This window comes from Mesorhizobium sp. B3-2-1 (genome assembly GCF_006439515.1).
Lineage (GTDB): Bacteria > Pseudomonadota > Alphaproteobacteria > Rhizobiales > Rhizobiaceae > Mesorhizobium.
Genome location: NZ_VFTI01000011.1, coordinates 97,985 through 110,472, shown reverse-complemented (window position 1 = coordinate 110,472; position 12,488 = coordinate 97,985). Strand labels below are relative to the sequence as shown.

Below are 12,488 nucleotides of genomic sequence, written 5' to 3'. Positions count from 1 at the left end.
CTATCGTGTTCCGCGAAGTCGGCGGGAGAGTTCGGCCTTCAACTGGCCGAAAGGCGCGCGCAGCGCATCATCGCGCCCGACGATGACATAATCATTGCCGGGCACCATGTCATCTGCCGCATGGACGCGGACGGCCTCTTTCAGTCGCCGCCTGACACGGTTGCGCACAACGGCGTTGCCGACCTTCTTGGTGACGGTGTAGCCGACGCGCGGCACCCCGCCGTCGCCGCGGTCGAGGACCTCGACGAGGAAAAACCGTCCGCGTCGCTTTTCACCACGACGGACGGCCAGGAATTCCGCGCGTTTCAGAAGCCGCTTGGGATTTTGGCCCACTGGCTTTCCGGTTGCGGGCAACGATCCCGTCTCGCTTAGGCGCTGAGCCGCTTGCGGCCGCGGTTGCGGCGAGCTGCGACGACGCCACGGCCACCCTTGGTGGCCATGCGGGCACGGAAGCCGTGCCGGCGTTTGCGGACGAGTTTGGACGGTTGGTAGGTACGCTTCATTTGTTTTAATACCGCGGGGTGCGGCCCTTCTTGATTCTGTCACTCTGTAACAGGAGCTTTGCCGGGCCGGTTTTGGCGCGATCGAAACCGCGCCGGGACGAATGGCCCGAGCGTGAGCGGGCTTATAGAAAGAAGGGTTTTGGAAGTCAATCCGGCGTCGGCGCGCCAAAGACGCACCTTTTTGGAGCATCTATTTTTCCGACCAAGGGAGAAATTGGCAAAAAAGCCGTAATCGCCTAATCTTGGCTGATCAAGTGATTGTGAAGATCGAGTCGCATGAGCGAAGCCAGCCAAGCAGGGGAAGGGACCGGAACGGCGTCAGCCGCTGTCCGCACTGTACCCTTGTCGCGCGGCTTGTCGACGAAGCTGCTGCTGCTCACCATCGTTTTCGTGCTGCTGGCCGAAGTACTGATCTTCCTGCCCTGGATCGCCAGCTATAGGCTGAGCTGGCTCAAGGAGAGGCTGAGCACGGCAGCTGCCGTGTCGATCGTGCTGGTGCAGGGCGATTCGACCTCGCTGTCGCGAACGGCCCAGAATGACGTGCTGATGGCCATCGGCGCCAAGGCGATCGCGGTGCGCGACGGCGGCGTCTCGCGGCTTCTGGTGGTGGCCGACATGCCGCCGCAGGTCGACGAACACATCGATCTCGCCAGCGTCGGCATGGTCAAGGGCATGACCGGCGCGCTGGACACGCTGTTCTTCGGCGGCGACAGGATGCTGCGCGTTTTCGGACCGGTCGGCGACAGCGACAAGGAGTTCGAGCTGATCATGCCGGACTACTCCCTGCGCAAGGCCATGCTCATCTATTCGCGCAACGTCGCCTTCGTCTCGCTCCTGATCTCGCTGTTCACGGCCATGCTGGTCTATGCCGCGATCGACCTGATCATGATCGGCCCGATCCGCACCATGACGCGCTCGATGCTGTCCTTCTCCGAGGCTCCCGACGACCCCGGGCGGATCATTCACCCCGCCGACCGCGCCGACGAGATCGGCGTGGCCGAGCGCGAACTGTCCCAGATGCAGGAGCGGCTGCAAAAGATGTTGGCCGAGCAGAAGCATCTTGCCGACCTCGGGCTCGCTGTGTCGAAGATCAACCACGACATGCGCAACATCCTGGCCTCGGCCCAGCTGATGTCGGACCGCCTGCGCCAGGTCAAGGATCCGACCGTGCAGGCCTTCGCGCCAAAACTGTTGCGCGCGCTCGACCGCGCCGTCTCCTATTCGGAGGGCGTGCTTCATTACGGCCGCACGCAGGAGCCGCCGCCTTCGCGCCGCAGGGTGAGGCTGCGCCAACTGGTCGAGGACGTGCACGGCCTGCTCGACATCGAGCAGGACATCGAGTTCATCAACGCCGTCGATATGGCTTTCGAGGTGGACGCCGATTCCGACCAGCTCTTCCGGGTGCTCACCAATCTTTGCCGCAACTCGGTGCAGGCGATGGCGGCGGATACCGAAAGCGCCGTGGTGCGGCGGCTGGCGGTATCGGCCGAGCGCATGGGGAGTGTCAGCCGCATCGCCGTCACCGACACCGGCCCCGGTCTGCCGCCGAAGGCGCGCGAAAACCTGTTCGCGGCCTTCCGCGGCTCGGCGCGCAGCGGCGGCACCGGCCTCGGCCTGGCGATCGCGCACGAACTGATCCGGGCGCATGGCGGCACGGTGGAATTGATCGAGTCGATTGGGGGGCGCACGACATTCGCCGTCACCATCCCCGACCAACCGGTGCGGCTCGATCAGGCCCGTGGCAGCTTGCGCCGCCCGGCCTGACGGCTTCCGTGACGTTTCCTGAGGTTACTTGCCTTCCAGCCCCGTCGCTCGTCGCTGGCCGTTCCCGATCATCCGCCGTCTGGATTTAGGCGGGCCTTACAGCGGCTCGAAGGACCGGGATCGGCGCCGGCATCGCCGCATGACAGGCTTGCGACAAAACTTTTGCCGGATCGGCTTGCTTTTCGCAAATTCAGTCGTTAGGGAACTGCACACATTCGCGGCCGGTCTTTCGGACCGGATCGCGGGGCCGTCGAAAACATGGCCTGATGCGCGCCCGTAGCTCAGCTGGATAGAGCACCAGACTACGAATCTGGGGGTCAGGAGTTCGAATCTCTTCGGGCGCGCCATTTCAGTACAGAACTGCTGACACAAGGTTCTTGAATGGCCCGCGCGTTCGCAGCGGCGATTACCTGTTCCAGACTGGCTTTGTCATCGACGATGCGGACGGTTTCGGCGTCGCGTTGATCCAATCGACAATGCTCCGCAGCCAAGCCTTTCGGAATAGAATCGGACATTCGATGATGTCCTTCCGCATCAGCGTCCTGAATCCCTCAATAAGCTCTATGCCGATCGCTGTGGGCGGGCGTTCCGCTGCATGGATGTCATTGGCGTAAAGATCACGAGCTTTTCTACCGGATTGGCATGCCAGCGCCTTGCTCCAGGAGCAAACAAATCCGCAGGAACGATGTTGCTTACTGCTCATGAGCGCTGCTTTCTTCGAATGCCTGCAAGCTGGATAGCCGATATGGGACATTCAGGCGAAGTCGCGCGTACCGCTGAAGAGCGTATTCGCAAGCTCGGACTCGCTTACGTGATATATGATTGGACGATTGCTTCGCACGAGCTTGATCGAATTTCGAACGACTACTCGGGATAGGGAAGAAAAATGCGTTATATGCTTATGTTGCACGCGGACGAAACCGCCGGAAAAGCGGTGCCAGCGGAGGATATGTCCCGGTACATGGGGCAGATGTACGCCTACCAGCAGGCGCTTTTAAAAGCAGGCGTATTCATTTCGACTGACGCACTGGTCAGTTCTTCCGAGGCAAGTATCGTTCGGATTCAAGGAGACGACGTCAGTGTGGTGGACGGCCCTTATGCTGATGTTCGCGAACAATTCGGCGGCTACTTCATTATCGATGTCATCGATCAAGACGAGGCCAACAAGTGGGCGGCGCGATGCCCTGCGGCGACATGGGGCGCGGTCGAGGTTCGTCGCATCAGGGAAGTATCGGAATACTTAAAATGACGGCTGCAAGCCCTTCTGACGCCCGAACAGTGGTAGAGGCCGTGGCGCGGGAGAGCTATGGTCGGCTGATCGCATATCTTGGAGGCCGCTCCGGGGATCTCGCGGCAGCCGAAGATGCGTTGGCTGTCGCCTTCCTGACCGCACTCGAAAAGTGGCCAAGCAGCGGTGTGCCCGACAACCCCGACGCCTGGCTTCTCACGATTGCGCGCAGACGCAAGCTCGATGAACGACGCAAAGAAGAGGTAAGAGCCAATAACGCCAGCCATCTGGATTTGATCGCCGCGGAAATTGTCGCGGCGTCAGAGCTTGAAGACGAAATCACAGACCGCAGACTTGCCTTGATGTTTGCATGCGCTAACCCCCGGATCGAACCCGCTGCACAAACGCCGCTAATCCTTCAGACAGTGCTCGGACTCACCGCGACCGACATCGCCGCGCGATTTCTCGTCTCGCCCAAAGCGATGGGCCAGCGACTGGTCCGAGCTAAGGCCAGGATCAAGAACGAGAAAATACCGTTCATTGTCCCAGAGAAGGAGGAACTGCAAACGCGCCTGCCGGCGGTACTCGCGGCCATTTATGCTGGCTATACGAACGGGTGGATGGACATCGACGGCGCCCAGACATTGGCACATGAGGCTATCTGGTTGGCACGGGTGGTCGTATCTTTACTACCGGAGGAACCGGAGCCGAAGGGGTTGCTTGCGCTCATGCTTTATTCGGAAGCCCGGCGTACCGCTCGCCAGGACGCCGATGGTGCATTCGTGCCCCTCGACAACCAGGACACCAAGCTCTGGGATCGCAAGCACTTGAATGCCGCTGAAGCGTTGCTGGACCGAGCTAACGCGATTGGACGAACGGGCCGCTATCAAATTGAGGCCGCCATTCAATCGGCCCACGTTGCACGACGACTGGATGGGGTTTCGAATTGGCAAGCGATCCTTTCTCTTTATGACGTTCTGAACAAGATCGCTCCCTCTCCAGTCGTGACGCTCAATCGCTCCGCCGCCCTTGCAAGGAATGGCCGGACACACGAAGCCCTACACGACATCTTCCGACTCGCTGAAAATCCGAAGATGGCAGGCTACCTGCCTTATTGGGCGGCGCGCGCTCAGATTTGTACCGATTTTGGAAGACGCGCTGATGCGATCGAGGCTTTCACCGTGGCGATCGGACTGTGCTGGGCCAAGGGTGAAAGGCGCCACCTTGAAGAGCAGCGTTTAAAAATTTTTTAGCTGAGCGCGGCTTTTCGCGCAGAGCCTGTCGAAATCGATGCCTCCGGGACGACATCCAGTTGTCAACCACGGAGAAAGACCATGACAACCAACGGGATGCCCGTCATAGGCATTTATGCTTCCGCCACCGTTCTAAACTTCGACGCGGCGCTCGTCTGGTATGAGGCGCTTATGGGTCGCCCTGCTGATGATCAGCCCATTCCGGGTATGGCGCAATGGCGCAACATGGGTACGGCTGGCCTGCAGCTTTGGCTGGATGAGCCGCGCGCTGGGAAGGGGCTGATCACAATCGTTGTGCCCGACCTCGCCGCTGAGAAGTCAAGACTTTCCGCCCTCGGTATGCAACTTATCAACGAGGCCAAAGGCCACTTCGGGGCCGTCGGCCAGATATTCGACGCTGAGGGCAATCGCATTAACCTCTCTGAAGCGCCGAAGCAGCCTAAGTGAAGGCACAGGTGCGCGGATGTCGACCGCGCTCCACCGCCCTTAGTCCATGAACCGACGACCAACCTTCGGCGATTCCGCTTGTGCGCATCGCAGCCGTTGCTGGATTGACGACGGTCGGCGACGATCGCGCTTTCCTTGATTGTGGCGATTGCCCTCGGACTCGAACGAAGACACCAGCGGCGTGGAGGTCTCCGACCTCCATGCTCCGAAGGCGAAGGCCACAGGTTCGAATCCTGTCGGGTGCGCCAAATCCTTGAACTGCAGTTCGTCGGTTGCGCCGTCGATAGCACCGGCTTTGCCATGCTCGGCCGGCCGTCGACTCACGCCGCTGCCGTCTCACACCGACCGCGCAGCCGCCCGACCGGCGCCGCGGCCCGAGAAAATGCAACCACCCAGGAACGTGCCTTCGAGCGCCGCGTAGCCATGCACGCCGCCTCCGCCGAAACCGGCGGCTTCGCCGACGGCATAGAGGCCCGGCACCGGCTGGCCGTCGGTATCAAGCACGCGGCCGTCGAGATCGGTCTGCAGGCCGCCCAGCGTCTTGCGGGTCAGGATGTTGAGGCGCACCGCGATCAGCGGTCCGTTCGCCGGGTCGAGCATCTTGTGCGGCTTTGCCGTGCGGATCAGCCGGTCGCCGAGATAGGCCCGCGCCCCGCGCAACGCGGTGATCTGCATGTCCTTGGAGAACGGGTTGTCGAGTTGCATGTCACGGGCGCGGATCTCGCGTTCGACCGCTGCCACATCGAGCAGCGGTTCGCCGCCGGCCAGCGCGTTCATGCGGGCGACCAGCTTTGGCAATTCGGTCTCGACGATGAAATCCTCGCCCTTTTCCATGAACGCCTTGACCGGGCCGGGGATGCCCGACGTGGCGCGGCCGAGCACCTGGCGCCAGCTCTTTCCGGTCAGATCGGGGTTCTGTTCGGAGCCCGACAGCGCGAACTCCTTCTGGATGATTTTCTTCGTCAGGATGAACCAGGAATAGTCGAAGCCGGTGCTCATGATGTGGCTGAGTGTGCCCAGGGTGTCGAAGCCGGGATAGAGCGGCACCGGCAGCCGTTTTCCCCGGGCATCGAGCCACAGCGAGGACGGGCCGGGCAGGATGCGGATCGCGTGATCGGTCCAGATCGGCGCCCAGTTCTTGATGCCTTCGACATAGTGCCACATCCGGTCGCGGTTGATGATCGAGCCGCCGGCCTGTTCCGTGATCGCCAGCATGCGGCCATCGACATGGTCCGGCACGCCGGTGATCATGCGCTTGGGTGCCGAGCCCAGCCGCCTGGGCCAGTTTTCCCGCACCAGCTGATGGTTGCCGCCGATGCCGCCGGAGGCGACGATCACCGCCTGCGCATGAAGCTCGAAATCGCCTGATATTTCGCGCGAACTCTTATGGCCGCGCTCAATCGTGCTCGGTTGCAGGATATCGCCGCGTATGCCGTCGACGGTTGACCCCGTACGGGTCAGCGCATTGACCCGGTGACGGAACCTGAAGTCGATCAATCCACGCTTTTGCGCCTCCCGCACGCGCAGAACAAAAGGTTCGAGGACGCCCGGGCCAGTACCCCAGGTGATGTGGAAGCGCGGCACCGAATTGCCGTGGCCGATGGCATTGCCGCCGCCGCGTTCGGCCCAGCCGACGACAGGAAAGAACTTCAGGCCGCGCTCGATCAGCCAGGGGCGCTTCTCGCCGGCGGCGAAGCCGACATAGGCCTCCGCCCATTTGCGCGGCCAGTGGTCTTCCGGCCGGTCGAAGGCGGCGGTGCCCATCCAGTCCTCGAGCGCCAGATCATGGCAGTCGCGGATGCGCATGCGCCGCTGCTCCGGTGAATCGACGAGAAAAAGCCCGCCGAACGACCAGAATGCCTGGCCGCCCAGCGATTGCTCCGGCTCCTGGTCGACGATGATGATTTTCTTGCCGGCTTCGGCAAGCTCGGCGGCGGCAACCAGCCCGGCAAGGCCGGCGCCGACAATGATCACATCCGCGTCGTCAGCCATTTTTCTTCCAGTTAACCGGCTAAGCAAGAAATTCGAGGAAAGTGTGAGGCGGTTTTCCCCGGGAAAAGCGCGTAGCGCTTTCCCTAGGGAATTGCGTCAGACAATGACTCAGACGGTCTCCCAGCCCCCTGTGTCGCCGGCGCGGAAGATAGCGTCGATGACTTTCTGGTTGAGCACGGATTCTTCGAGCGTGAAGACCCGCTCCTTGCCGCCCTGTGCCGCCCGCGCGAAGGTCTCGACCTCGAGCCTGTACTGCTGTGTCCCGGGGAAGCGGAACACCTGGGCCTCGGTGTGGTTCTGGTTGTGCAGTTCGACGCGGTGATGGTCGTACAGCCCGGCGTTGAAGGGCGAGAACACTTCGATGAAACCCTTCTCGCCGTGGAACACCATCACCTGGCGCGCCGCCATCTGGGTCGACAGGTAGAAAGACAGTTCGAAATCGCCGAAATCGGCGCGGATCGAGGAATAGATGTCGGTGCCGAATGTCTTGTCGCGCTCGATCGTCGCCTGCACGCGCAGCGGCTCCTTGCCGGTCGAAAAGCGCGTCGACACGGTCGGGTAGACGCCGATGTCGGGCAGCGCGCCGCCACCCAGGTCGAGCTTGTTGCGCATATTGTCGGGGTCGACATTGTAGTAGGAGAAAGCGCCCTGCACATGGCGCAGCCGGCCGATGGCGCCGCTGGCGATGAGATCACGCACCTTGACCCATTGCGGATGGTAGATGACCATGAAAGCTTCGCAGGCCAGCACCTTCTTCTGGTCGCGCAGCTTTATCAGCGGCGCGATGTCCCTGGCGTCGAGCGCCAGCGGCTTTTCGACCAGCACATGCTTGCCGGCTTCGATGGCCTTGGCCGTCCATTCGACGTGTTGCGAGGTCGGCAGCGGGATATAGACGCCGTCGACCTCGTCGGAAGCGAGCAACTCCTCATAGGAGCCGAAAGCATGGCGCGCGCCGAAGCGGTCTCCCAATGCCTTGGCCTTCGACAGGTCGCGGCTGGCGATCGCCGACAGCACGCCGTTCTCCGCCTCGACGATCGCCGGCAACAACTGCTCGCGACCGATTTTGGCCGTCGACAACACACCCCATCGGAACATCACGCTTCTCCATGTCGATTTTACAGGCAAGGAGGTTTGCCTGAAATCGGTGGAAAAGCCAATGCGGGTGCTCGGTACCGCTGCCTCTCAGCCCCTTCTCCCCGTCAGCGTCATGTCGAAATCGACGACGTTGGAATAGAGCGGTGTGCCGACATCCATGCCGTAGCGCGAGCGCAGCACCTTGCCGGTGACGTGGAATTTGATCGTGCCACTCTTCAACCCGTCGAGCTCGGCGGTGAATTTTTCCGGAAACGTCTTGCCGCGCGCCGTCAGCCGGCCGGCGACGAGCGCCGTCGTGTCGCCGGTGCGGGTCACGCTGGTCGAACGGAACTGGATTTCGGGACTATTGGCGGCGTCGAACACCGCGTCGGAACGCAGGAAGGCATCGATGCGGCCCTGGCCGGTCCCGACACTTTCGGGGTAGATGGTGAGGTCGACCTTCGAGCGCCCGACATCCTTGTTGTCGATACGGATCGTGCCCTTGAAACGGGCGAAGGCGCCGTCGAAGCCGCCGCCGCCGGCCTTGCCGATGGTGAAGCGGATCGCCGAGCCGGCCTGGCTGATCGTGTAGCTGCCGGCGGCATCGCCGAGCACGATTGCCGCATGGACGGGCATGGCAAGGCAGGCGGCGGCAGCCGCCAATCCGAGGATTCGCGCATGCATTGGGTTGTTCCTTGTTCGGAGGCAACGCTCTTTCGCGTCCTCACCTCACAAACGAGACCAATGCCCGTTCTATTCCCCGGCTGACGAAGGCGTTATCATGCGCGTGAGCACGCTATCGCGCAGCAGGAAATGGTGGCGCAGGGCCGCACAGACATGCAGCGCAACCAGCCCGATGCCGGCATAGGCGAGATACCAGTGCGCCGACGTCCAAAAGCTTTCAGCGGCGTCGGATTCGGCCAGCGGCAGGTTGGGCATGACGAACAGGTTGAACGGCATGCTGGGGATTTCCAGCGTCGAAACCGATACCAGCGCCCAGCCGGACAGGGGCAGGGCGATCTGGAAGGTATAAAGTGCCAGATGCGCCAGCGGCGCCGAGCGGCGCTCCAGGGCGCCGACAGAAGGCGGCAAGGGCGGTGTCGCATTGCCGAGCCGCCAGGCGACACGCAAGATGATGAGGCCAAGCAGCAGAAAGCCCAGGGATTTGTGCAACTGGATCAGCTCGAAGGCCGTGCGTTGGCTCTGGGTCCTGACCATGACGAAGCCGAGCATGAACTGGCCGATGAAGATAATCCCGACCAGCCAGTGAAGGACGATGGTTGCCCAGCCATAGCGGGTCGCGGTGTTGGTGATGGTCTGCATGCGAGGCGAACGAATGCCGGGCTGGGTTTCTTCCGCCTTTGGGGAGGGTGGCCTACCCGCTCACCTTGAAGAAATCGACGAAAGCCCTCAGCGCCGGCCGCATTTGCCTGCGGCTCGGATAGTAGACGAAGAAACCGTCGAACGATGGGCACCAATCCTCCAGAACGCGGATCAGCCGGCCGTCGGCAAGCGGCGTGCGGACATAATCCTCGAAGACGAAGGCAAGTCCCGCGCCGTCGATCGCGGCCTGCGCTATCAGATGGTCCTCGTCGAGGATCAGCGGTCCCTGCACTGCCAGCTCGATCGCCTCGCCGTCCTTCTCGAACTCCCAGCGGTAGAGGATTCCGCTGGAGAAGCGGAAGCGGATGCAGCGATGATCGGCAAGTTCGCGCGGGTGGCGCGGCCGGGGCATGGTCTCGAAATAGGATGGCGCGCCGACCACGGCGCCACGAATGTCCGGCCCGATGCGCACCGCGATCATGTCGCGCTGCAGGCTTTCGCCGAGCCGCACACCCGCATCGAAACCGCCTTCCACCACGTCGGTGAAGCGATCCTCGATGACGATCTCCAGCACGATGTCGGGATAGGCCGACGCAAAGGCGCTGAGCCGTGGCGTCAGCGCCAGATGTGCTGAGGTGCGTGGCACGCTGAGCCGCAGGTTCCCGGCGGGCCGGTCGCGCGCCTCGACGGCCGTCTCCAGCGCCAGGTTGATCTCGGAAAGCGCCGGGCGCAATCGCTCCAGCAATTGCGCGCCTTCCTCGGTCGGAGCGACGCTACGGGTGCTGCGCGCCAAAAGGCGCACGCCAAGCCGTGCTTCCAGGCTGGAGACCGCGTGGCTCACCGCCGAAGGCGCGATCGCCAATTCCCTGGCCGCACCGCGAAAACTGCCGCATTGGGCAACGGTTGCCAGCACCGCAAGCTGTGAGAGATGCGCTCGGTTCATTGATCTATTTCTTGGAACGACCCGTACTAAGAAGAGCCGATTATCGAACGGACGGCAAGGCATTACTTCTGCCGCATCACAACAAGGAGACGCGTGATGAAAACCCGCAAGCTAGGAACTGAACTCGAAGTCTTCCCGGTCGGCCTTGGTTGCATGGGCATGAGCTTTGCCTATGGCGGCCAGCCGGAAGCCGAGGCGATCGCCACCTTGCACCGCGCCGTCGAGATCGGTGTCACCTTCTTCGACACGGCGGAGGTCTACGGCCCCTTCGAGAACGAGATCCTGCTGGGGAAGGCGCTGAAATCGGTTCGCGGCAAGGTGACGATCGCGACCAAATTTGGCTTCAAGATCCTGGAGGAAGGCACCGGCATGGATCGCATGGCCGGTGTCGACAGCCGTCCCGAGCACGTCAAGGCTGTTGCCGAAGCGTCGCTGAAGCGGCTTGGCACCGATGTCATCGACCTCTACTACCAGCACCGTGTCGACCCGAACGTGCCGATCGAGGATACGGTCGGCGCCATGGCCGAGCTGGTGCGCGAGGGCAAGGTGCGGGCGCTTGGCCTGTCGGAGGCAAGTGCGGCCACCATCCGACGGGCACACGCCGTGCACCCGATCGCGGCGGTGCAGAGCGAGTATTCGCTGTGGAGCCGCGACCCTGAAGACGAGGTCTTCGCTGTCTGCCGCGAACTCGGCATCGGCTTCGTGCCCTACAGCCCGCTAGGCCGCGGCCTGCTCACCGGCACGATCGCCAAGCCGGAGACCCTGAGCGGCGACGACTGGCGCCGTGGCCTGCCGCGCTTCCAGGCCGACGCCATGGCCGCCAATGCCAAGGTGATCGCCACGCTGGAAAAGATGGCGGCCGAGAAGGGCGTGACCTCGGCGCAGCTGGCGCTGGCCTGGGTGCTGCACCAGGGCGACTTCATCGTGCCGATCCCGGGTGCCCGAAAAATCCGCCATCTGGAGCAGAACACGGCGGCGGCCGGGATTGAGCTGAGCGCGGCCGAGGTGGCATCGATCGGCGATGCGCTGTCGCCCGACAAGGTGATGGGCAAGCGCTACACCGAGGAACTGCTGGCACTGGTGAATGGGTAGATAGATGGGCGCGAGGCGCCCCCTTTGCTGACGTAGGCGCGAGGCGCCCCCCTCTGTCCTGTCGGACATCTCCCCCACGAGGGGGGAGAGTGGATGCACCTCTACTTTCGCCAACTGCCAACGTCGAAAAAAGGACCGCGAAGTTGCCAATCTCCCCCCATGTGGGGGAGATGCCCGGCAGGGCAGAGGGGGGCGCTGTCCCGCCAACATCTCCTATTTCGGTCGGCTCACCACGGCACAACCGTAATCTCCGGCCAATACTCCTGCGCCCGCTTGCCCTTCGCCTCATGCGTTCGCTGATTGTCCATCACCCGGCTGGGCGTGATGCGAAACGAAAAAAGATCATCCAGCCCAAACGGCGCCACCAGCTCCAGCCCCCCATCGGCGCCGTAGCGCACTCCGACCGCATGCGTCTTCGATGCGAAATAGCCGACGGACTCGCTGGCACTCGTATAGCGCGGGCAGGGCTGGCCGAACTTCTGCGGATACCACAGATGCACGCGGGCCTGATTGCGTACCTCGACCGGCAGCGGCAGTCCCTCGAAATGGGCCGCCGCCCTGCGGATCACGGCGTCCTCCGCCTCATAGGACAGGTCGGAGTCATCGAAATAGAAAAGGTCGACATCCCTGATGCCGTAACCAGACGGCTTGCCGGTCAGATGGTTCCAGACGCTGTTGTAGAGCGCGCCGGAAACCACCAGCCAGTCTGGCAGCACAAGCATGCGCACCCGCGCCAGCGTTTCGGCCAGCAGCGGATCGGCCGCGACGATGTCTAGAAACGCCTGGCGTTGTTTCTCGAATGGGAGTCCGGAATAGCGCAGATGGTCCATCGCCCTTTGGAAGGCGATTCGCCATTGCTGCGCAATCCA

At 62.6% G+C, this 12,488-nt stretch carries 15 protein-coding genes and 1 tRNA gene; 7 read left to right on the top strand and 9 right to left on the bottom strand.

Going from position 1 to position 12,488, the window contains the following annotated elements:
- Together rnpA and rpmH are read right to left on the bottom strand one after the other, a co-directional pair.
- Positions 1 to 354 (bottom strand): ribonuclease P protein component, encoded by a 354-nt coding sequence (rnpA, locus tag FJW08_RS13875; RefSeq protein WP_027040889.1) that lies wholly within the window; start codon positions 352 to 354, stop codon positions 1 to 3.
- Positions 355 to 368: 14 nt separating this feature from the next.
- The gene (rpmH, locus tag FJW08_RS13870; RefSeq protein ID WP_008833937.1) at positions 369 to 503 is read right to left on the bottom strand and encodes a 50S ribosomal protein L34; all 135 of its coding nucleotides are present in this window, start codon (positions 501 to 503) and stop codon (positions 369 to 371) included.
- Positions 504 to 779: 276 nt separating this feature from the next.
- Here rpmH and FJW08_RS13860 point away from each other — a divergent pair, with 276 nt between their 5' ends.
- A complete protein-coding gene (locus FJW08_RS13860) occupies positions 780 to 2,267 on the top strand; it encodes a HAMP domain-containing sensor histidine kinase (protein WP_140811038.1) in 1,488 nt (495 codons plus the stop codon).
- A gap of 270 nt (positions 2,268 to 2,537) precedes the next feature.
- Positions 2,538 to 2,614, top strand: a tRNA-Arg gene (locus tag FJW08_RS13855).
- On the opposite strand, the gene FJW08_RS13850 is transcribed toward FJW08_RS13855, so the two are convergent.
- A complete protein-coding gene (locus tag FJW08_RS13850; RefSeq protein WP_140811037.1) occupies positions 2,585 to 2,782 on the bottom strand; it encodes a hypothetical protein in 198 nt (65 codons plus the stop codon). The genes FJW08_RS13855 and FJW08_RS13850 overlap by 30 nt on opposite strands.
- Positions 2,783 to 2,862: 80 nt before the next feature.
- Here FJW08_RS13850 and FJW08_RS13845 point away from each other — a divergent pair, with 80 nt between their 5' ends.
- The 4 genes from FJW08_RS13845 (at position 2,863) to FJW08_RS13830 (ending at position 5,195) form a co-directional block, all read left to right on the top strand.
- Entirely contained in the window at positions 2,863 to 3,144 is a 282-nt protein-coding gene (locus tag FJW08_RS13845) for a hypothetical protein (protein ID WP_140811036.1), read from the top strand.
- 9 nt (positions 3,145 to 3,153) lie between these two features.
- The gene (locus FJW08_RS13840; protein ID WP_140811035.1) at positions 3,154 to 3,516 is read left to right on the top strand and encodes a YciI family protein; all 363 of its coding nucleotides are present in this window, start codon (positions 3,154 to 3,156) and stop codon (positions 3,514 to 3,516) included.
- Complete coding sequence (locus FJW08_RS13835) at positions 3,513 to 4,748, top strand: DUF6596 domain-containing protein (RefSeq protein WP_140811034.1); 1,236 nt, start codon at positions 3,513 to 3,515, stop codon at positions 4,746 to 4,748. Before FJW08_RS13840 ends, FJW08_RS13835 begins: the two co-directional genes overlap by 4 nt.
- An 81-nt stretch (positions 4,749 to 4,829) precedes the next feature.
- Positions 4,830 to 5,195, top strand: a complete 366-nt coding sequence (locus tag FJW08_RS13830; RefSeq protein ID WP_140811032.1) for a VOC family protein — start codon at positions 4,830 to 4,832, stop codon at positions 5,193 to 5,195.
- A gap of 336 nt (positions 5,196 to 5,531) precedes the next feature.
- Here FJW08_RS13830 and FJW08_RS13825 read toward each other — a convergent pair whose 3' ends face one another.
- From FJW08_RS13825 to FJW08_RS13805, 5 genes are all read right to left on the bottom strand, one after another.
- Complete coding sequence (locus FJW08_RS13825) at positions 5,532 to 7,187, bottom strand: FAD-binding dehydrogenase (protein ID WP_140811031.1); 1,656 nt, start codon at positions 7,185 to 7,187, stop codon at positions 5,532 to 5,534.
- Between the two features lie 108 nt (positions 7,188 to 7,295).
- Complete coding sequence (locus FJW08_RS13820; protein ID WP_140811030.1) at positions 7,296 to 8,282, bottom strand: Gfo/Idh/MocA family oxidoreductase; 987 nt, start codon at positions 8,280 to 8,282, stop codon at positions 7,296 to 7,298.
- A gap of 87 nt (positions 8,283 to 8,369) precedes the next feature.
- Positions 8,370 to 8,945, bottom strand: coding sequence for a YceI family protein (locus tag FJW08_RS13815; RefSeq protein WP_140811029.1), 576 nt, complete (start codon positions 8,943 to 8,945; stop codon positions 8,370 to 8,372).
- 69 nt (positions 8,946 to 9,014) lie between these two features.
- Entirely contained in the window at positions 9,015 to 9,584 is a 570-nt protein-coding gene (locus FJW08_RS13810) for a cytochrome b (protein ID WP_140811028.1), read from the bottom strand.
- Between the two features lie 52 nt (positions 9,585 to 9,636).
- The gene (locus FJW08_RS13805; protein WP_140811027.1) at positions 9,637 to 10,527 is read right to left on the bottom strand and encodes a LysR family transcriptional regulator; all 891 of its coding nucleotides are present in this window, start codon (positions 10,525 to 10,527) and stop codon (positions 9,637 to 9,639) included.
- 96 nt (positions 10,528 to 10,623) lie between these two features.
- Between FJW08_RS13805 and FJW08_RS13800 the strand changes: the two genes are divergently transcribed.
- A complete protein-coding gene (locus FJW08_RS13800; RefSeq protein ID WP_140811025.1) occupies positions 10,624 to 11,619 on the top strand; it encodes an aldo/keto reductase in 996 nt (331 codons plus the stop codon).
- Positions 11,620 to 11,846: 227 nt separating this feature from the next.
- On the opposite strand, the gene FJW08_RS13795 is transcribed toward FJW08_RS13800, so the two are convergent.
- Complete coding sequence (locus FJW08_RS13795; protein WP_140811024.1) at positions 11,847 to 12,449, bottom strand: nucleotidyltransferase family protein; 603 nt, start codon at positions 12,447 to 12,449, stop codon at positions 11,847 to 11,849.
- Positions 12,450 to 12,488 lie beyond the last annotated feature (39 nt).

Bases quoted from the DNA above. Each gene is read 5' to 3' on its own strand.
- rpmH (WP_008833937.1), bottom strand. From the start codon at position 503: ATGAAGCGTACCTACCAACCGTCCAAACTCGTCCGCAAACGCCGGCAC.
- FJW08_RS13860 (WP_140811038.1), top strand. From the start codon at position 780: ATGAGCGAAGCCAGCCAAGCAGGGGAAGGGACCGGAACGGCGTCAGCC.
- FJW08_RS13850 (WP_140811037.1), bottom strand. From the start codon at position 2,782: ATGTCCGATTCTATTCCGAAAGGCTTGGCTGCGGAGCATTGTCGATTG.
- FJW08_RS13845 (WP_140811036.1), top strand. From the start codon at position 2,863: ATGGATGTCATTGGCGTAAAGATCACGAGCTTTTCTACCGGATTGGCA.
- FJW08_RS13840 (WP_140811035.1), top strand. From the start codon at position 3,154: ATGCGTTATATGCTTATGTTGCACGCGGACGAAACCGCCGGAAAAGCG.
- FJW08_RS13835 (WP_140811034.1), top strand. From the start codon at position 3,513: ATGACGGCTGCAAGCCCTTCTGACGCCCGAACAGTGGTAGAGGCCGTG.
- FJW08_RS13830 (WP_140811032.1), top strand. From the start codon at position 4,830: ATGACAACCAACGGGATGCCCGTCATAGGCATTTATGCTTCCGCCACC.
- FJW08_RS13825 (WP_140811031.1), bottom strand. From the start codon at position 7,187: ATGGCTGACGACGCGGATGTGATCATTGTCGGCGCCGGCCTTGCCGGG.
- FJW08_RS13820 (WP_140811030.1), bottom strand. From the start codon at position 8,282: ATGTTCCGATGGGGTGTGTTGTCGACGGCCAAAATCGGTCGCGAGCAG.
- FJW08_RS13815 (WP_140811029.1), bottom strand. From the start codon at position 8,945: ATGCATGCGCGAATCCTCGGATTGGCGGCTGCCGCCGCCTGCCTTGCC.
- FJW08_RS13810 (WP_140811028.1), bottom strand. From the start codon at position 9,584: ATGCAGACCATCACCAACACCGCGACCCGCTATGGCTGGGCAACCATC.
- FJW08_RS13805 (WP_140811027.1), bottom strand. From the start codon at position 10,527: ATGAACCGAGCGCATCTCTCACAGCTTGCGGTGCTGGCAACCGTTGCC.
- FJW08_RS13800 (WP_140811025.1), top strand. From the start codon at position 10,624: ATGAAAACCCGCAAGCTAGGAACTGAACTCGAAGTCTTCCCGGTCGGC.
- FJW08_RS13795 (WP_140811024.1), bottom strand. From the start codon at position 12,449: ATGGACCATCTGCGCTATTCCGGACTCCCATTCGAGAAACAACGCCAG.